The sequence below is a fragment of the Mycobacterium sp. E735 genome (genome assembly GCF_001666955.1).
In the GTDB taxonomy this organism is placed as follows: domain Bacteria; phylum Actinomycetota; class Actinomycetes; order Mycobacteriales; family Mycobacteriaceae; genus Mycobacterium.
This window is the reverse complement of record NZ_LZIX01000246.1, coordinates 14,292-33,206: the sequence shown is the minus strand read 5'-3', so window position 1 is coordinate 33,206 and position 18,915 is coordinate 14,292. Positions and strand designations below refer to the sequence as shown.

The window sequence follows — 18,915 nt, the reverse complement described above, 5'->3', positions numbered from 1 at the left end:
TCAGGCGCCCTCGAAGGTGTTGGGATCCGGGCGCAGCCGGGTGCCGTCGTTGAGCCCGTTGATCGCGTCCATGTGGTCGGCGGCCAACTCGAAGTCGAACACGTCGAGGTTGCCGGCGATGTGCTCGGGGTTGGCGGACCGGAAGACCACCGCGTTGCCCAGCTGCAGGTTCCACCGGAGCAGCACCTGAGCCGGCGTCTTGCCGTACTCGCCGGCGACCGAGGTCACCGTCGGGTTGTCCGTGAGCTTGCCGAGCGCCAGCGGTGTGTAGGCCTGGGTGACAACGTTGTGCTCCGCGTTGGTCTTGCGGACGTCGGCCTGGTTCAGCAGCGGGTGCAGCTCGACCTGGTTGACCGCCGGGGTGACGAAGGTCAGGTCGATGATGTCGGTGACGTGCTGCTCCGTGAAGTTCGAGACACCGATCGAGCGCGCCAGCCCGTTCCCGCGGCACTGGATCAGCCCGCCGAACGAGTTCACGTACTCACCGCGCGACGGCACCGGCCAATGGATCAGGTACAGGTCGACGTACTCCAGGCCGAGCCGCTCCAGGCTTTCCTTGCAGGCCTCCTCGGCCCGCAGGAACCCATGGTCGGCGGCGGCCAGCTTGGTGGTGACGAACAGCTCGGCGCGGGGGATCCCGGAGGCCGCGATGGCACGGCCGACGGCGGCCTCGTTGCCGTAGGCCGACGCGGTGTCGACCAGGCGGCAGCCCATCTCCAGCGCCGCGGAGACCGCCCGTTCCGTCTCGTCCTCGGACAGGTCAGCGACGCCCAAGCCCAGCACCGGCATCGTGTTTTCGTCATTAAGAGCTATCGAGGGCACGGCAGCGCCCGACTCGCCAGCCAATGTCATTCACCTGCCTGTGGAATTGAAGTTTCGTGGGCCCAACCGGGCGCCATCAAGCGAGGAGATCGACGCCATTCCATCGGCGCTGAATTCCAGGCGCTGAGTTCGAAATCGAACACGTCGAAGCTGCTCGCAATCCGTGAGGCGATTACCGGCTTGGGGATCACGATATTACCGAGCTGGAAAATACCACCTCAGCGACACCGGGCCGGGCCGCGGTGGTCTGGACCCCCGTCTTCTTTTTGGGATATTCGTCACCACGTAGAGTTGGCACACGGCTCACCGGAGCGGGCCACCCGTCCAGCCGGTACCCGGACGCGCAGCGCGGCCACCGACCGCACCCGCTCGGTGGCCGCCGAACACCGGAAGAGTCCGAGACGGTGCGGAACGAAAAATCGTCCGTCGTCGAGCGTCGCCACGTTATGTACAGGGAGTGCCCATGACCAAGAGCGTGCCCGCGCCGGACCTCCATCTCGGCGTCAAACACGCGCCCATGCGCCTGACCAGTCGCATGCAGGGCGCCGTCTCCACGATCGGTGTCAAGGTCATCCCGTGGATCCCGACCCCCGCCAAGCGCGCGCTGTTCGGCGGCCGCTCGGTGACCATCGACGGCAACACGCTGGACGCCACGCTTCAGCTGATGCTCTCCGGCCTGCGCGCCGTCGGCATCGACGGCCTGGTGGTCGACGACGACGCGGCCGCGTCCCGCGCTCAGTTACGGCAGATGTTGCTGGAGCTTCCCGGGCCGCAGATCCACGTCGACGTCCGTGACCTGACGCTGCCCGGACCCGCGGGTGAGATCCCGGCGCGGCACTACCGTCCCGCCAACGGCGCCTCCGCGCCGATGCTGGTCTTCTACCACGGCGGTGGGTGGTCGATCGGCGACCTGGACTCCTATGACGCGCTGTGCCGGTTGACGTGCCGCGACGCCGGCATCCACGTGTTGTCCATCGACTACCGGCTGGCCCCCGAGCACCCGGCCCCGGCGGCAGTCGAGGACGCCTACGCGGCTTTCAGATGGGCGTACGACCACGCCGAGGAACTCGGCGCCGCGCCCGGCCGGGTCGCGGTCGGCGGGGACAGCGCGGGCGGCAACCTGGCGGCCGTCGTCTGCCAACAGGCGCGCGACGAGGGTGCCCCCGCCCCGGTGTTGCAGTGGCTGATCTACCCGCGGACCGATTTCACCTCGCAGACCCGTTCCCTGGGCCTGTTCGCCCGCCGCTTCCTGCTGACCAAACGCGACATCGACTGGTTCGAGTCCCAGTACCTGCGCGGCTCGGGCGTCGACCGGGCGGATCCCCGGGTATCCCCGCTGCTGGCCGATTCGCTGGCCGGGCTGGCACCGGCCCTGATCGCGGTCGCCGGGTTCGATCCGCTGCGCGACGAGGGCGAGAGCTACGCGGAGGCGCTGCGGGCGGCCGGGACCGCGGTCGATCTGCGGTGCATGGGGTCGCTGACGCACGGCTTCGTCAACTTGTTCCAGCTCGGCGGCGGCAGCGCCGCCGCGACCACGGAGTTGATCTCGGCTCTGCGGGCCCACCTGAGCCGGGTCTGATCTGTTGCGCCGTCGGCGCCGGTAATCTAGAGGCGCCCACGAACGACCACCCGATTACCGAAGGATCGCGCAACTGTGGCCGACAAATCCAAACCGCGCTTCGACATGAAGGCGGCCGACGGTAAATCGGGCCGACTCGTGCAGATCGGCGGGACCGCCGTCGTCGTCATCTTCCTGGTCGCGCTCGTCTCCTACATCGTGGTCACGCACCACAAGAAGACCGCCGCCATCGGCGCGGGCGACACCGTGCGGGTGACCTCCAGCAAGCTGGTCACCCAGCCCGGGACCAACAACCCCAAGGCCGTGGTGACGTTCTACGAGGACTTCCTTTGCCCGGCCTGCGGCAACTTCGAGCGGACCTTCGGTCCGACGGTGTCCAGGCTGATCGACGTCGGCGCCATCGCGGCCGACTACTCCATGGTGTCGATCCTGGACAACGCCAGGAACCAGAACTACTCGTCGCGGGCGGGGGCCGCGGCCCTGTGCGTGGCCGACGAGTCGATCGACGCGTTCCGCCGATTCCACACCGCGCTGTACACCACCGACCTGCAGCCCAGCGAACGCGGCACCAGCTTCCCCGACAACGCCCGGCTGATCGAGCTCGCCCGCGAGGCCGGCGTCGTGGGCAAGGTGCCCGACTGCATCAACAGCGGCAAGTACATCGCCAAGGTCACCGGCGAGGCGTCGGCCGCGAAGATCAACGCCACGCCGACCATCAAGATCAACGGCGACGACTACGACCCGTCCACACCGGACGCTCTGGTGGCCAAGATCAAGAGCATCGTGGGCGACGTGCCGGGCATCGACGGCGCCACCGCCCCTCCGGCCGCCTGATCACCCGGTGTCGACCCAAACCGCCGACCTGACAGCGGAATCGCCTCAGGAAGCGCGCGTACCGGCGGCCAGCGCGTGGTGGGTGCTGATCGCCGGCGTGATCGGCCTGGCCGCCTCCGCAACGCTGACCGTGGAGAAGATCGACCTCCTGCTCAACCCGGCGTATGTGCCGTCGTGCAATTTCAACCCGATCCTGTCGTGCGGCTCGGTGATGGTCACCCCGCAGGCGTCGGTGCTGGGTTTTCCCAACCCGCTGCTCGGCCTGGTGGCCTTCACCGTGGTGGTCGTCACCGGGCTGCTGGCGGTGACGAAAGTGTCGTTGCCGCAATGGTATTGGATCGGGTTGACGATCGGGCTGCTCGCCGGCGCGGCGTTCGTGCACTGGTTGATCTACGAGAGCCTCTACACGATCGGCGCGTTGTGCCCGTACTGCATGGTCGTCTGGGCGGCCACCGTCACGCTGCTGGTCGTCGTCGCGTCGATCGTGTGGCGCCCGGCGCTGCAGCGCCGCGGACGCGGTGTGGGCTGGGTGCTGTACCAGTGGCGGTGGTCCATCGTCGCGCTGTGGTTCACCGCGGTGTTCCTGCTGATCATGGCGCGGTTCTGGGACTACTGGTCGACGCTGCTGTAGGCGTGGGCACGTGACCCGCATCATCGGCGGCGTGGCCGGCGGCCGGCGCATCGCCGTCCCGCCGCGCGGGACCAGGCCGACCACCGACCGGGTGCGTGAATCGCTCTTCAACATCCTGACCGCGCGAAAAGACCTGACGGACGCGGCGGTGCTGGATCTCTACGCCGGTTCGGGCGCATTGGGATTGGAGGCGCTGTCGCGGGGGGCGGCCTCGGCTCTGTTCGTGGAGTCCGATCAGCGCAGCGCGGCCGTCATCGCGCGCAATATCGACGCCCTGGGTTTGGCGGGCGCGACGGTGCGCCGCGGCGCGGTCGCCGCCGTCCTGGCCGCCGGAGCCGCGAACCCCGTCGACCTCGTCCTGGCGGACCCGCCCTACGACGTGGCGGCCGCCGAGGTGGAGGCCGTGTTGGCCGCCCTGGTCGCCCACGGTTGGGCGCACTCCGGAACCGTGGCGGTGGTGGAGCGCGCGGCCAGCGGTACGCCGTTGACCTGGCCGGCCGGCTGGTCCGTGCGGCCGCCACGTGTGTACGGCGACACCCGGTTGGAGATGGCCGAGCGGCCGTGAGGCCGGCGTGTAGCGTCTTTCGTCATGTGCGCCGCTCCTTCTCATCTCGTTGTTCTGCATCGTCGCCGGCGCGCGTCATGAGTGGCGCGGTATGCCCGGGCTCGTTCGACCCGGTGACGTTGGGGCACATCGACGTCTTCGAACGCGCCTCGGCCCAGTTCGACGAGGTGGTGGTGGCGATCCTGACCAACCCCGCGAAGAAGGGCATGTTCGACCTCGACGAGCGGATCGCCATGATCAACGAGTCGACCACCCATCTGCCCAACCTGCGCGTCGAGGCCGGACAGGGTCTGGTGGTCGACTTCGTCAGGTCGCGGGGGATGACCGCGATCGTGAAGGGCCTGCGCACCGGCACCGACTTCGAATACGAGCTGCAGATGGCGCAGATGAACAAGCACATCGCCGGGGTGGACACCTTTTTCGTCGCGACGACACCACGGTATTCGTTCGTCTCGTCGTCGTTGGCCAAGGAGGTCGCGACATTCGGGGGCGACGTGTCGGAGCTACTGCCCGAACCGGTCAACCGCCGCCTGCGCGAAAAGCTCGCCGGCCGCTCCTGAAAGGCCCCGGCGCACCGGACGGTTCGGACGCACGCGATGAAATGCCTTGCGCCAGGCGGGTCCCGGGACCCGTCGGCTCACACCGGATCCGATTTTCCCGGACGCGACCCACGCCCGTCGGGTGACGAGATACGGTCGCTGAACCGCTCTTCGCCGAGGAGCGGGTGAGGAGATCCGGCGATGAGCCCAACCGAGCGCGACTTCGACATCGTCGTGTACGGCGCCACGGGATTTTCCGGCGGGTTGACGGCCCGCTACCTGGCCGGCGCGGCCGGTGCGGCCCGCGTCGCGCTGGCCGGGCGCTCCCGGGACCGGCTGGCGGCGACCCGCGGCGCGCTCGGCCCGGCCGCACGGGATTGGCCGCTGATCGTGGCGGACGTGTCGGACCCGTCGACACTGGACGCCATGGCGGCCCGCGCCCGGGTGGTGCTGACGACGGTCGGTCCGTACACCAATTACGGACTGCCGGTGGTGGCGGCCTGCGTCAAGGCCGGGACGGACTACGCCGACCTCACCGGGGAGGTGATGTTCGTCCGCGACAGCATCGACCGATACCACCAGCAGGCCGTCGAAACCGGCGCGCGGATCGTGGTCTCGTGCGGATTCGCCTCCATGCCTTCGGATCTCAACGTCTATCAGCTGTATCGGCGGGCGGCCCGCGACGGCGCCGGGGAACTCTGCGACACCACCTTCGTGTTTCGCTCCTTCTTCCAGGGCGGCGGTTCCGGGGGCACGGTCGCCTCGGAATTCGAATCCATGCGCACGGCGTCCGGCGACCCGCAAGCCCGTCGCCTGATGAACGACCCGTACACACTGACCACAGACCGAAGGGCCGAACCCGATCTCGGCAGGCAACGGGACTTCCCGTGGCGCGCGGGCGGCCGGATCGCGCCCGAGCTCGCCGGCTTCTGGCTGGGCCCGCTCGTCTGGGGGCCCCACAACACGCGAATAGTTCGGCGCAGCAACGCATTACAGCACTGGGCCTACGGCAGGCGATTCCGTTACTCGGAGACCATGAGCCTCGGCAGGTCGTTCGCGGCGCCGGTCGCTTCCGCGGCCGTCGCGGGCGCGCTGGCGGCCGGGTGGGCGGTCGGCACCAGGCACTTCAGGCGGGTGCCGCGGCGGTGGCTGGCGCCCCTCGCGAAGCCGGGCACCGGGCCCGGCGAGGCGATGCGGGAGCGCGGCCACTACGTGGTCGAGACCTACACGACGACGGCCTCCGGCGCCCGCTACCTGGGCACCTTCGCGCAGCAGCGCGACGCGTACGACGCGACCGGAGTCCTCCTCGGCGAGAGCGGTCTTGCGCTGGCGCTCGACCGTGATCGACTCAGCGACCTGACGGGAGTGCTCACCCCGGCGGTGGCGATGGGCGATGCGCTGCTGGCGCGGCTGCCGGCCGCCGGGGTGTCCATGCACACCATCCGGCTGAACTGAGTCAGGACGCCGCGCTGCGGGCGGCCAGTCGATCGGCGAGCGAGCGGGCGAAGATCCGGGTCTGCTCCAGCTGGTGCGGCTGGATATTGGTCGCCGGAATGCGCAACCCGAAATACCGATCCCGGTATCGGCCCGACCGCAGGTAGCTCATCAGCGAGAGTCCGGAGGCGATCTGGCCGCCCAGGTACTCGAAATGGACCCCGCCCAGGTAGCGACCGCCCTGCTTCTCGCCCAGCCTGCGGACCGCCGCGAAATTGCCGCGCCAATAGCGACGGCAGACGGCGAACGCCGCGAAGGGCTTGCCGGCGAGCAGCTTTCGCGCCTCGTCTGACTTCAGGAAGGTTCGCATCGGCATGTTCATGGTGAACCACCATGTCGAGGAACCGATGCAGATCAGGTCGTAGGCGGCGTTTCGCACCTCGTCCGGGGTTTCGATCTCACCCGTCGCCCGCCGCAGCTGGGCGGGCAGCACGCTCAGGAGGTCGAGCGCCGCGTGCCGCAACGGAAAGACGCTGAACCGCTGCGAATACCGTTGATCGGTGAAGGTGATCGCGGCGCGGTGCACCTCCCACCCCCGTTCGCTGAACACCTCACCCGCGGTTTCGAGCACGGCGAGCACCTGCCCGGTGAACGTGTAGTAGAGGAGCAGGACGCGGGGCCGGGGGCCGTGATCGGCCGACATGTCCGTCATCTTTCAGCCACTCCTTCTCGACCGTTGCCGATCGCTTCGGAGCATCATCGCCGGTGGATGCGGTTCTGGGCAATCGGGCTAGTGAGGTTGCTGGCCGTGGTCGTGGTGGCAGTCGTGCTCATGCTCGGCATCGGGGGAACCGCCCATCATCCGCAGCATGGGCATGCCGCCGGAGGTGACGAACCGGATGGCCAGCACCGCCGCGACGGCCAGGAAGGCGATGTTGAGCCACGTCGTGTAGTTCCACGAGATGGCCGCCTCCATGACGGTCGCGTTCCGCTGGGTGGGAATGAGTTTGGTTGCGCCGAAGAGCAATTCGACCAGATAGCCGGCCGCCACCATCGAGGCGTAGAACGTGCCCAGCAGGGTCAGCATCATCTTGGTGCCGTAGTACTTACGGTAGATGTTCAGGATCGGCAGGATGAGCAGGTCGGCGTAGATGAACGCGATGACCCCGCCGAAGCTGATGCCGCCGTTCCACAGGACCGCGGCCAGCGGCACATTGCCGATCGAGCAGACGAAGGAGACGATCGCCACGACCGGTCCCACGATCGGTCCCCATAGCGCCGACAGGCCCGGGTCGTCGGCCAGAAAGAAGCCGCGCCAGAACGCTGCGGGCACCCACGCCGCGATCGCGCCGGCGATCAACAGGCCCAGAACCAGATCCCGCAGGATCGCCAGCCACTCCATCACGAACACGTGCGAAACCGAGGTGAAGCCCTCTCCGGAGAAGAGCCGTCGCCAGAACGAACCCTGCCGCTGGATCGACATGTCCATGGCGGCGTGGCCCTCCATCGATCCGGCGATGCCCCGCTCGGCCTGCGCGCGGGCGGCGTCGATCAGGCGTGACCGCACGAACAACCGGAACAACACCGCCAGCACCACGATCATCAGCGGCCCGCCGACGAACTCCGCGGCGGTGAACTGCCAGCCCATCAGCAGGGCCAGGATGATGCCCAACTCGACGACCAGGTTGGTCGACCCGATCTCGAAGGCCATGGCGGCGGTGAAGCTGGCGCCTTTGCGAAACAGCGAGCGGGCCAAGGCGACCGCGGCGTAGGAGCAGGACGACGAGGCCGCACCCAGCCCCGCGGCCACGGCCAGCGTGCGCGGCCGGTCGTCGCCCAACAGCGAGACGATGGTCGAGCGCCGTACCACCGCCTGCACCACCGCCGACAGGGCGAAGCCCAGGATCAGCGCCCACAGAATTTCCCACGTCATCGACCCGGCAACCGCCAACGCGTGCCCGACCGCCCCCAGCGCCGTGTGTGTCACTTGATCCCCGCTTCGTGGCTCGGATACTCCCATGCACGCTATACCCCAAGGGGGTATTGCGCAACCGGGCGACCGGCCCCCGGCTGCGGCCGAAAACACCAGTTCACCGGCTCGCGACGGGGCGGCACCGGCCGAAATCCCCTATTCGACCCACCCCGATTGCTTCGAGCGTCTAAGCTTGGCGCTTCGTTGGGTTCCGCGTCGAAACCCGCTCGGGTTGGGGGGCGCGAGCGACGCTGCGCTGCGCCCTCTCAATTGCACTGATGCCGGTGATACTCGCAGCATCGCCGGTTGGCCTGAGACGAGGTTGAGCGGCGATGGAACCACGGGTCACCCCCATTGCGGTCATCGGAATGGGATGCCGGCTTCCGGGCGGGATCGACTCGCCCGACGCGTTCTGGCAAGCGTTGCTGCGGGGCGACGACCTGGTGACCGAGATCCCGCCCGACCGGTGGGACGTCGAGGACCACTACGACCCCGAGCGCGGGGTGCACGGCCGGTCCGTGTCACGTTGGGGCGGCTTCATCGACGACGCCGGCGGTTTCGACGCGGCCTTCTTCGGCTTCGGCGAACGCGAAGCGACCGCGATCGATCCGCAGCACCGCTTGCTGCTCGAGACGTCGTGGGAGGCGATCGAGCACGCGGGCATCGCGCCGCCGTCGTTGAGCGGCTCGCGGACCGGGGTGTTCGTGGGGATGTGCCAGCAGGACTACACGCTGATCAGCGGCGATGCGGGTGTGATGGAGGACGCCTACGGCTACACCTGCACCCCGTTCAGCATGGCCTCCGGCCGGATCGCCTACGGGTTGGGCCTGGTGGGCCCGGCGATCACGCTCGACACCTCGTGCTCGTCCGGCCTGCTCGCCGTCCACCTGGCGTGCTCGAGCCTGAACACCGGCGAGAGTGATCTCGCGCTGGCCGGCGGCGCCATGCTGGTGCTGGATCCGCGGGTGTCGGCGTCGGCGTCCGCGCAGGGCATGCTTTCGCCCACCGGACGCTGCCACACGTTCGACGTCGCGGCCGACGGGTTCGTCCGTTCCGACGGGTGTGCGGTGGTGCTGCTCAAGCGCCTGCCCGACGCGGTGCGCGACGGCGACCGGATCCTGGCGGTGGTCCGCGGCACGGCGGTCAATCAGGACGGTCGTTCCGAGACGATCACGACGCCGTCCGCCGATGCGCAGGCCGCGGTGTACCGGGCGGCGTTGGACGCGGCCGGAGTCGACCCGGCCACCGTCGGCATGGTCGAAGCCCACGGCACCGGAACCCCGAAGGGCGACCCGCTCGAATTCGCCAGTCTCACCGAGGTTTACGGAGCCGGTGGCAATCGTGTCGCGCTCGGATCGGCCAAGAGCAACGTCGGGCACACCGAGGCAGCGGCGGGCGCGGTCGGATTGGTCAAGGCGGTGCTCGGGCTGCGGAGCGGTGTGGTGCCGCCGATGGCCCACTTCACCCGCCTGCCCGACGAACTTGCCCGCATCGAAACGGGATTGTTTGTGCCGCAGGAGGTTACGCCGTGGCCGGACAAGGGCGAAGGCCCGCGGCGGGCCGGGGTGACGTCGTTCGGGATGTCGGGCACCAACGTGCACGCCGTCCTCGAACAGGCGCCCGACCCCGACGTCGACGGGTTCGGCGCGGAAAGCGCACGGTCGCTACTGTTCCCGCTGTCGTCCACCTCCGCCGACGAGCTGCGCCACACGGCGCGGCGGCTGGCCGAGTGGGTGTGCGACCACCGGGAAACCGTGTCCGCCGCCGACCTGGCCTACACCCTGGCGCGGCGACGCGCGCACCGGACCGTGCGCACCGCGGTGACGGCGGACAGCATCGACGGGCTGATCGCCGGGCTGCGCGAAATCGCCGACGGCGAAACCCCTTACGCGCCGGCGGCCGGTCATGACGATCGCGGGCCGGTGTGGATCTTCTCCGGCCAGGGCTCGCAGTGGGCCGCGATGGGCGCCGAGCTGCTGGCCAAGGAGCCGGCGTTCGCCACCGCCGTCGCCGCGGCCGAGCCGTTGATCGCGGCGGAGTCGGGTTTCTCGGTGACCGAGGCGATGTCGGCGCCGGAGACGGTCACCGGCATCGACCGGGTGCAGCCGACACTGTTCGCCTTCCAGGTGGCGCTGGCGACCGCGATGCGCGCCTACGGTGTGCGGCCGGGGGCGGTGATCGGCCACTCGATGGGCGAGATCGCGGCGGCCGTGGTGGCCGGCGCGCTGTCGCTGCCCGACGGGGTCAGGGTGATCTGCCGGCGCTCGGCGTTGATGTGCCGGATCGCCGGCGCGGGCGCGATGGCCTCGGTGGAGCTGCCCGCCCAGCAGGTGCGCGACGAACTGGCCGCCCGCGGCGTCGGCGACGTGGTGGTCTCGGTGGTCGCGTCGCCCAACTCCACCGTGATCGGCGGGGCGACGCAGGCGGTGCGCGATCTGGTCGCGGAGTGGGAGGGCCGCGAGGTGATGGCCCGCGAGGTGGCCGTGGACGTCGCCTCGCACTCGTCCCAGGTCGATCCGATCCTCGCCGACTTGGCCGCCCAACTCGCCGACCTGACGCCGGCGGCGGCTGAAGTGCCGTATTACTCTGCGACGCTGGACGATCCACGCGCCCGGCCGGCGTTCGACGCCGGATACTGGGTGGACAACCTGCGCCAGTCGGTGAAGTTCGCCGCCGCGGTGCAGGCCGCCCTCGACGACGGCCATCGCGTCTTCGGTGAACCGTCGCCGCATCCGCTGCTGACCCGGGCGGTCGAACAGAACGCGGGCGCCTCCGACGTTGGCATCGCCGCGCTGCCGGCCATGCGCCGCGAGCAGCCGATGCCGCACGGGCTGTTGGGCTTCCTGGCGGATCTGTTCAGCGCCGGCGCCGCCATCGACTTCTCCGCGCTGTACCCGGGCGGTCGGCTGGTGGACGCGCCGCTGCCGACGTGGACCCACCAGCGGCTGCTCGTCGACGCCGGCGGGGCGGGCGCGCCGGGGCGCGGGCAGTTCACGCTCGACGTGCATCCGCTGTTGGGTGCCCACGTGCGGCTGCCGGAGGAACCGGAACGCCACGCGTGGCAGGGCGGGGTGGGCACCGCGGCGTTGCCCTGGCTGGCCGACCATCGGGTGAACGGGGTCGGGGTTTTCCCGGGGGCGGGCTTCTGCGAGATGGCGCTGGCTGCCGCCGCGGCGGTGCTGGGGCCGGACGCGGAGGTGCGCGACGTCCGCTTCGAGGAGATGCTGCTGCTGGACGACGAGACGCCGGTGAGCGCGGTGGCTTCGATCCTGGACGCGGGCGTTGCCGAGTTCGTGGTGGAGACCGATCGCGACGGGGAACGGATCCGCAGCGCCGCGGCGGTGTTGCACGCGGTCGCCGACGAGCAGCCGCAGCGACGCGACGTCGCCGCCCTGCTGGCCACCCACCCGCAGCTGGAAGACGGTGCCGCGCTGCGACAGTCGTTCGCCGAGCGCGGCGTCGAGTACGGTCCGGCCTTCGCCGGTCTGGTGTCGACGCGCACCGCCGAAGGCAAGAGCCGCAGCGTGGTGGCCGAGGTCGCGCTCCCCGGCGCGGTCCGCGCGGAGCAGGGGAGTTACGGGGTGCATCCCGCCCTGCTGGACGCCTGCTTCCAGACCGTGCTGGCGCACCCCGCCGTCAAGGAGGCCGCCAACGGCAGCCTGCTGCCGTTGGGCGTCGCGCGGCTGCGCCGCCACGGTCCGGCGCGCGGCGCCCGCTATTGCCACCTCCGGCTCGTCGCGGCGACGGCGTCCTCGGTGGACGTCGACCTCGATCTGCTGGATTCCGACGGCATGGTGCTGCTGGCGGTGCAGGGCCTGCGCATGGGCCTCGGCCGGGGTGGCGGCGCCGACGAGCTGATGGCCGAGCGGCTGCTGACCGTCGACTGGCAGCGGCGGACGCTGCCGCCGGTGCCCGAGCGGCCGGTCGGCGCCTGGCTGCTGATCGACACCGCCGAGGCCGACCCGCTCGCGTCGACCCTGGCGGATACACTGAAATCCCTTGGCGCACAAACAGATTTCCTGAGCTGGCCACGGCAGGCCGAGCACCGCCCCAACGCTGAGCGGCTCGGCGCCGCGGTGCGTGGCGGCCTGGAGGGGGTGGTCATCGTGTGCCCGCCGCCGGCCGGGGAGCCGGACGATCGGGGCCTGCTCGCCGGACGCGAGCAGGTCCGCCATGTGGTGCGCATGATCCGCGACCTGCCGGAGATGTCGGCGACGCCGCCGCGCCTGTACGTCATCACGCGGCGGGCGCAGATCGTGCGGCCCGGGGACGCGCCGAACCTGGTCCAGGGCGGCCTGCGCGGCCTGCTGCGGGTGGTCGGCGCGGAGAACCCGCAGCTGCGGACCACCCAGATCGACCTCGAGGCCGACGCGGACGTCGAACGTGCCGCCCACGAATTGCTGTGCGGCTCGGCCGAGGACGAGACCGCGTGGCGCGGCGGGCAGTGGCACACGGCGCGGCTGCGCTGCACGCCCCTCGGCGCCGACGAACGCCGGGTCACCACGGTGAACCACGAGACGGAGGGGATGCGCGTGGCGGTCCGTCATCCCGGTGACCTGCAAACGCTGGAATTCGTCGCCGTCGACCGCAGGACGCCCGGCCCGGGCGAGGTGGAGGTCGCGATCGACGCGTCCAGCGTCAACTTCGCCGAAGTACTTGCCGCGCTTGGCCGTTACCCCGACCTGGAGGGCGAGCCGCACCAGCTGGGATTCGACCTGGGCGGCGTCGTCACCCGCGTCGGCGCGGACGTCACCGACCACCGCGTCGGCGACCGGGTCGGCGGTTTCTCCGGTTTCGCCAACGGCAGCTGGGGCACGTTCGTCACGTGTGACGCCCGACTGGTGACCACCCTGCCGTCCGGGATGACCGCCGGCCAGGCCGCAGCCGCGGCGACGGCCTACGGCACCGCGTGGTACGGGCTGTACGAACTGGCGGGGATCTCGGCCGAAGACAAGGTGCTCATCCACTCCGGCACCGGCGGCGTCGGTCAGGCCGCGATAGCGATCGCGCGAATGGTGGGGGCGGAGATCTACGCCACCGCGGGCAGCCCGGAACGGCGGGAGATGCTGCGCGACATGGGCATCGAGCATGTCTACGACTCACGCAGCACGGCGTTCGCCGACGAGATCCGCCGCGACACCGACGGGTACGGCGTCGACCTGGTGCTCAACTCGCTGACCGGTGCCGCCCAGCGCGCCGGGCTCAACCTGCTCGCCTACGGTGGGCGGTTCGTGGAGATCGGCAAGCGCGACATCTACGACGACGCCCGGCTGGGCCTGTATCCCTTCCGCCACAACCTCACGTTCTACGCCGTCGATTTGGCGCTGCTGACCAAGACGCACCCGCGGCGGGTGCAGCAGCTGTTGCGGGCGGTCTACCAGCGGATCGCGGACGGTGATCTGCCGCAACCGAATTGCACCGAATACCCGATATCGGAGGCGGCGACGGCGATCCGCGTGATGAGCGGCGCCGAGCACACCGGCAAGCTGGTGCTCACCGTGCCGCGCACCGGCCAGACCCGCGCGGTGCTGCCGCCGGAGCAGGCCCCGGTGTTCCGCGACGACGGCGCCTACATCGTCACCGGCGGCCTGGGCGGCCTGGGCTTGTTCCTGGCTTCCGAAATGGCCAAGGCCGGGTGCGGGCGGATAGTGCTGACGGCCCGCTCCAATCCCACTCCCAAGGCGCGCCAGGCAATCGAACGGCTGCGCGCGAACGGAACCGATGTCGTCGTGGAAAGCGGCAACATCGCCGAGTCAGACACCGCGGCCCGGGTGGTGGCCGCGGCCACGGCCACCGGACTAGCGCTGCGCGGGGTGCTGCATGCCGCCGCGGTGGTCGAGGACGCCGTGCTCGCCAACATCACCGACGATCTGATCGACAAGGACTGGGCGCCAAAGGTCAACGGCGTGTGGAATTTACATCACGCGACAACGGGACAGCCGCTGGACTGGTTCTGCTGCTTCTCGTCGGTGGCCGCGCTGTTCGGCTCCGCGGGCCAGGGCGCCTACGCCGCGGCCTCCAGCTGGCTGGACGCGTTCACCCATTGGCGCCGCGGCCAGGGCCTGCCCGCCACCACGATCGCGTGGGGGGCGTGGGGCGAGATCGGCCGCGCGACCTTCCTGGCGGCCGGGGGCCGCACCACCATGATTGCTCCGGACGAGGGCGCGCGCGCGTTCGAGACGCTGCTCCGGTACGACCGCGGCTACACCGGTTACGTCCCGACGACGGGCGCGCCGTGGCTGGCCGCGCTGGTGGCGCGCAGCCCCTTCGCCGAGGCCTTCCAGGCCGCGGGGGAACAGCACGGCGGCGAGGGCGCCACGCTGCGCGCAGAATTGCGGGCGCTGCCGCCCGACGAATGGCCGGCCCGGCTGCGGCGCCTGATCACCGAGCAGACGGGGCTGATCCTGCGGCGCGCGATCGATCCCGACCGCGCGTTCGCCGATCACGGCCTGGACTCGCTGGGCAACCTCGAGCTGCGGACCCGCATCGAGGCCGAGACGGGGATACGGATCACCCCCAAGGTCGTGGCGACCTACAACTCCGCGCGTTCGCTGAGCCTGCACCTGACCGAGACGCTGGTGGCCGAAGGGGAGGGCGCCGTCGCGGCATCGTGACGGCGCCAGTTCACTCCATGACCCAGCTGTCCTCGTCGACCAGCGAGCACAGCCGCGAATGGATTGCCTCCAAAGTCTTTTCGCGCCCGGGCAGGTGTGCGTGGTGTTCGATGAACAGCCGGTTGGCGAAGGTTCCGACGCTGTAGAGGTCGACGGGCGCGCGGGTGGGGAAGTAGAGCTCGCTCTGAAAGTCCTCGAGGTCGATCTCTTCGGGAACCCGCAGCGGGGGGATGGTGCCGGTGTCGGTGCACAGCACCACCGGAGGGAGCCCGGCCGGGGTGCCCTGATACTGCAGGTTGAAATGCATCGCCGATTGCTGGATCACGCCGTCCGACAGGTCGGTCCGGAAGGACTCGACGATCCCGCGAGCCAGATCGACCAGATCGGTGTCGGCCCTGATCTCGGCGAGATAGGTGGCCACGCCCAGCGGCAGCGTGCTGCCGGTGAGACTCACCGGGGGTGACAGCAGGTAACGCAGGTCGACCGGATAGATGTAGGGAATCGGAATGTGCGGGGTGCCGCGCATTTCCCACTCGGCCAGCAGAATCGCCGCCGCCACGACGGAGTTGAGGCTGAGCTGATTGGCCAGCCCGAACTCCACCAGCTCCGCCGTCTCCTCTTCGGTGAACCGGATCCGCGCGATCGGAATGGGTTGGATCGCATCCGGATCCGGCATCGCCGGCGGCCTCTCCTGCGCCGGCAGGTCGTAGGCGAACATCGCCTTGAACAGCTTCTCCAGCCCGGAGCGCTGCTGCTTTGTCACGCCACGCTGTTCGAGCAACAGCTCCAGCGATTCTGGCGCGGGCTGCGGTGTGATCGGGGGCGGTGCGCCGGTGGTCACGACATCGGTGTAGAGGGAGAACAGCTCCTCGAGCAGACCGAACGCATGATGGGCGTCCGCGAGGCTGTGATGGGTGTACAGGGTCAGTTCGGTGCGCTCGCCGCTGCGCTTCAACCGGAGATTGAGCAAGGTTTGCGTCTGGTCGAGCCGCATGCCGGCCGATGCCGGATCGGCGTCACCCTCGATCACCCAGATGCCCGGGTGCATCAGGTCTTCCGCGACGATCTGGTAGCGGCCGTCGTCGCCCTGTTCCAGCCGGCCGGTGAACACCGGATGGGACTCGAGCAGCGCGTCGAAGGCGTCGGCCATCGCGTCGAGGTCGACCGGACCGATGATGAAAGCGGTGAAGGCAAAATAGGTTTCGTTGACCGCGAAGACCTCTTCGCTGCGCGTCAGCCTTCGGATCACGGATCCGGGAAACATTGTCCCACTACCCCCTTGTCAGCTCGTGCTGGCCCGTCGATAGCCGACCAGCGTCGGCACGATGCACACGGCGGTGATGCCGCTCGCCCACAACAGCGTGGCGATCATCGGCCACCGCACCGGGCCGCCCAGCGACAGGCCACGCATGGCTTCGATCGCGTAGCTCATCGGCTGGTGGGCGACCACCGGCTGTATCCACTTCGGGAATTGGTCCACCGGCAGGAAGCCGGTCGAGAAGACGACGGCCAGAACGTGCAGGAGAGTGACCGTCTCGAGCAGAAAGTTGTTCGCGGTGTACAACGCCGCCATCGTGATCAGGGTCGCGAACGCCAGCCCGAATATCAGCGGGACGACGAACCAGGTCAGGCTGGCGAGGAAACCCTGCCGGAAGCGGAAACCCAGCAGCATTCCGACGCCCAGCACGACCAGCGTGGTGATCATGATCCGAATCATTTCGGCGGCGATGCGCGAGAGCGCACCGGACGCGCGGTGCACGGGCACCACCCATAGCCGGCGCAGCAGCCCGTCGGAGCGTTCCCCGATGAGGCCGATCGCCCCGATCGCCGCGCCGTTGATCGTGGCGGCGAGCGCGTTCAGCGGAACCGTGCCGTACAGCGCGCTGTGACCGGTGACCTGCGAAATGACGTTGCCCAGAATGATGTTCAGCGTCAGCAGGAATAGGACGGGCAACACCAGCGCCTCGATCACCGCCGTCAGGTCGCGCGCCCAGCGCAGCAGGATCCGCCGCGTCTGGACCCACGTCTGGGTCGCCAGCGCCCGCGGCGAGTCCTCGTGGTGACGGCGCCGTTCGACGACCGGATCGGTGGCTTCGTGGACCAGGGTCATCGCGCCCGCCTGGCCAGAACGATCGCCGATGCCGGTATCAGCAGCGCCGTCAACCCGGACAACCACGCCAGCGTCGGCGCCAGCACCGGCCACGTCACCGACCCTCCGTACGGGGCGGCGTCCCCGGCCAGGGCGCGCAGGGCGATCACGAACTGGGACACCGGCTGGTTGCGGACGATCGGCTGGATCCAGTGCGGAAACTGCTGCGCCGGTTGGACTCCGGTGGACAGCAGTCCGAAGATCAGCGGCGGCAGGATGAGCAGCGGTGTCATGGCCTCCGGGTTGCGCGTCCCGGTGCCCACCAGGTCCGCCGCGAAGGACAGCATCGACCCGATGGCCACCACCAACAGGCAGAAGGCGACGACGTAGATCGCCGACCGGTGGAACCGGAATCCGATCACGTAGCCACAGACCACCGCCACCGCCACCGAAACCGTGCACCGGTACACCGCGGCCGAGACGCGGGCTCCCACCGGGGCGAACGGGGCCATCGGCATGGACCGGAACCGGCGGTTGATGCCCTGCACCGAATCGGTCGCGGCCCGAAACGCCGTCGACATCGCGGCGAAGGTGATCGCCTGCAGCGCGATCAGCGGCATCACGTATTGCGCGTAGCTGCTGGACAGTCCCTTGGTCGCGGTGCCCATGATCTGATGCAGCGGGATGTAGAAGCCGGCGGTGAAAACGACCGACGACGCGACGGTCACGAGCAGCTCCCCGTTGCGCAGCGTCGGTGCGATGAAGCGGACGGTGAGGACCCACCACTGCGTCAGCGTGGACAGGTGCCGCTCGGTGGTCGCGGTGGCGGTCACCCGACGGCCCGGGTAGCGACGGGGGTGCGCGCGGCGGGGGATTCGTCTGTCAGCGCGAGGAATACGTCGTCGAGCGACGGTCGCCGCAGGGCCACGTCAGCCACCTCGATGTTGGCGGCGGCCAATCGCCCGACGGCCTCGACGAGCGTGTTGGCGCCGTCCGGGGCGGGGATCGCGATTCGATCCGAATCGGGCGTCAGGGTGGCCCTGATCTTCTCCGGCAGCAACGGGCCGAGCACGTCGGCGATCACCCGCAGATCCGCGAGGCGCCGCGGCACGATTTCGCAATAGCTGCCGCCGGTGCGCTCCTTGAGCTCGTCGGCCGTCCCCTCGGCGATCACCCGTCCGTGGTCGATGACGACGATCCGGTCGGCCAGCGCGTCCGCCTCCTCGAGATACTGCGTCGTCAACAGCGTGGCGACGCCCATGTCCTTGAACTTGCCGACCAGGTCCCAAATGCTCTGCCTGCTACGCGGATCCAGGCCGGTGGTGGGCTCGTCGAGGAACACCACCTGGGGCCGGACCACCAGGCCACAGGCGATGTCGATCCGGCGGCGCATGCCGCCGGAGTAGGTCTTCACCCGGCGGTCGGCGGCGTATGCCAGATCGAATTCGTCGATGAGTTGCTTGGCGCGGGCGCGGGCCGCCGACTTGCTCAAGCCGAACAGCCGACCGAACATCACCAGATTCTCGCCGCCGGTGAGCATGTCGTCGATCGCGACTTGCTGCCCGGTGAGCATGATGGCCTGGCGGACACCGGCCGGTTCCCGGACGACGTCGTAGCCGGCGACCACGGCGCGGCCGCTGTCCGGCCGGCTCAGGGTCGACAGGATGTCGACGAGCGTCGTCTTGCCCGCGCCGTTCGGGCCGAGCAGACCGAGCACCTCGCCCCGGCCGACTTCGAAGCTGACCTCGTGCAAGGCCACGAAATCGCCGAAGGTCTTGCGGACCTTGTCGACGACGACCGCCTTGTCCGTCGCTCTGCGTGCGTGATTCACCGGCC

Annotated in this window: 14 protein-coding genes; 7 read left to right on the top strand and 7 right to left on the bottom strand. The window is 69.6% G+C overall.

The window, feature by feature from the left end:
- Positions 1-846, bottom strand: coding sequence for an aldo/keto reductase (locus A5704_RS20360; RefSeq protein WP_156737718.1), 846 nt, complete (start codon positions 844-846; stop codon positions 1-3).
- 439 nt (positions 847-1,285) lie between these two features.
- Between A5704_RS20360 and A5704_RS20355 the strand changes: the two genes are divergently transcribed.
- The 6 genes from A5704_RS20355 to A5704_RS20330 all read left to right on the top strand — a co-directional run bounded on the left by A5704_RS20355 (position 1,286) and on the right by A5704_RS20330 (position 6,425).
- The gene (locus tag A5704_RS20355) at positions 1,286-2,401 is read left to right on the top strand and encodes an alpha/beta hydrolase (RefSeq protein ID WP_067890724.1); all 1,116 of its coding nucleotides are present in this window, start codon (positions 1,286-1,288) and stop codon (positions 2,399-2,401) included.
- A gap of 75 nt (positions 2,402-2,476) precedes the next feature.
- Entirely contained in the window at positions 2,477-3,235 is a 759-nt protein-coding gene (locus A5704_RS20350) for a DsbA family protein (RefSeq protein WP_067749877.1), read from the top strand.
- 7 nt (positions 3,236-3,242) lie between these two features.
- On the top strand, positions 3,243-3,866 hold the full coding sequence (locus tag A5704_RS20345; protein WP_067749879.1) for a vitamin K epoxide reductase family protein: 624 nt from the start codon (positions 3,243-3,245) through the stop codon (positions 3,864-3,866).
- Positions 3,867-3,876: 10 nt separating this feature from the next.
- Positions 3,877-4,431: a 16S rRNA (guanine(966)-N(2))-methyltransferase RsmD gene (gene rsmD / locus A5704_RS20340; protein WP_067890721.1), complete on the top strand. Its 555-nt coding sequence runs from the start codon at positions 3,877-3,879 to the stop codon at positions 4,429-4,431.
- Between the two features lie 77 nt (positions 4,432-4,508).
- Positions 4,509-4,991: a pantetheine-phosphate adenylyltransferase gene (gene coaD / locus A5704_RS20335; RefSeq protein WP_067749883.1), complete on the top strand. Its 483-nt coding sequence runs from the start codon at positions 4,509-4,511 to the stop codon at positions 4,989-4,991.
- A 180-nt stretch (positions 4,992-5,171) separates the two neighbouring features.
- On the top strand, positions 5,172-6,425 hold the full coding sequence (locus A5704_RS20330) for a trans-acting enoyl reductase family protein (protein ID WP_067890718.1): 1,254 nt from the start codon (positions 5,172-5,174) through the stop codon (positions 6,423-6,425).
- A gap of 1 nt (position 6,426) precedes the next feature.
- On the opposite strand, the gene A5704_RS20325 is transcribed toward A5704_RS20330, so the two are convergent.
- Positions 6,427-7,116 carry a flavodoxin gene (locus tag A5704_RS20325; protein WP_067749886.1) on the bottom strand — a complete coding sequence of 230 codons (690 nt, stop codon included), beginning with the start codon at positions 7,114-7,116 and terminating at the stop codon, positions 6,427-6,429.
- A gap of 78 nt (positions 7,117-7,194) precedes the next feature.
- Positions 7,195-8,424, bottom strand: coding sequence for a permease (locus tag A5704_RS20320; protein ID WP_067749888.1), 1,230 nt, complete (start codon positions 8,422-8,424; stop codon positions 7,195-7,197).
- Positions 8,425-8,708: 284 nt separating this feature from the next.
- Here A5704_RS20320 and pks2 point away from each other — a divergent pair, with 284 nt between their 5' ends.
- Positions 8,709-14,990, top strand: a complete 6,282-nt coding sequence (gene pks2 / locus A5704_RS20315) for a type I polyketide synthase (RefSeq protein WP_067890715.1) — start codon at positions 8,709-8,711, stop codon at positions 14,988-14,990.
- 10 nt (positions 14,991-15,000) lie between these two features.
- On the opposite strand, the gene A5704_RS20310 is transcribed toward pks2, so the two are convergent.
- From A5704_RS20310 to A5704_RS20295, 4 genes are read right to left on the bottom strand one after another with little or no spacing between them, the layout of a single operon-like run.
- Complete coding sequence (locus A5704_RS20310; protein ID WP_067890712.1) at positions 15,001-16,254, bottom strand: acyltransferase; 1,254 nt, start codon at positions 16,252-16,254, stop codon at positions 15,001-15,003.
- Between the two features lie 18 nt (positions 16,255-16,272).
- Positions 16,273-17,100, bottom strand: a complete 828-nt coding sequence (locus tag A5704_RS20305; RefSeq protein ID WP_067890709.1) for an ABC transporter permease — start codon at positions 17,098-17,100, stop codon at positions 16,273-16,275.
- Entirely contained in the window at positions 17,097-17,912 is an 816-nt protein-coding gene (locus A5704_RS20300) for an ABC transporter permease (protein WP_067749897.1), read from the bottom strand. The genes A5704_RS20305 and A5704_RS20300 overlap by 4 nt, the downstream gene beginning before the upstream one ends.
- Positions 17,909-18,910 (bottom strand): daunorubicin/doxorubicin resistance ABC transporter ATP-binding protein DrrA, encoded by a 1,002-nt coding sequence (locus A5704_RS20295; RefSeq protein WP_067890706.1) that lies wholly within the window; start codon positions 18,908-18,910, stop codon positions 17,909-17,911. Before A5704_RS20295 ends, A5704_RS20300 begins: the two co-directional genes overlap by 4 nt.
- Positions 18,911-18,915: the final 5 nt, after the last annotated feature.

Coding starts and splice junctions, on each gene's coding strand:
- A5704_RS20320 (WP_067749888.1), bottom strand. CDS start 8,424: ATGGGAGTATCCGAGCCACGAAGCGGGGATCAAGTGACACACACGGCG.
- A5704_RS20305 (WP_067890709.1), bottom strand. CDS start 17,100: ATGACCCTGGTCCACGAAGCCACCGATCCGGTCGTCGAACGGCGCCGT.
- coaD (WP_067749883.1), top strand. CDS start 4,509: ATGAGTGGCGCGGTATGCCCGGGCTCGTTCGACCCGGTGACGTTGGGG.
- A5704_RS20310 (WP_067890712.1), bottom strand. CDS start 16,254: ATGTTTCCCGGATCCGTGATCCGAAGGCTGACGCGCAGCGAAGAGGTC.
- pks2 (WP_067890715.1), top strand. CDS start 8,709: ATGGAACCACGGGTCACCCCCATTGCGGTCATCGGAATGGGATGCCGG.
- A5704_RS20325 (WP_067749886.1), bottom strand. CDS start 7,116: ATGACGGACATGTCGGCCGATCACGGCCCCCGGCCCCGCGTCCTGCTC.
- A5704_RS20355 (WP_067890724.1), top strand. CDS start 1,286: ATGACCAAGAGCGTGCCCGCGCCGGACCTCCATCTCGGCGTCAAACAC.
- A5704_RS20330 (WP_067890718.1), top strand. CDS start 5,172: ATGAGCCCAACCGAGCGCGACTTCGACATCGTCGTGTACGGCGCCACG.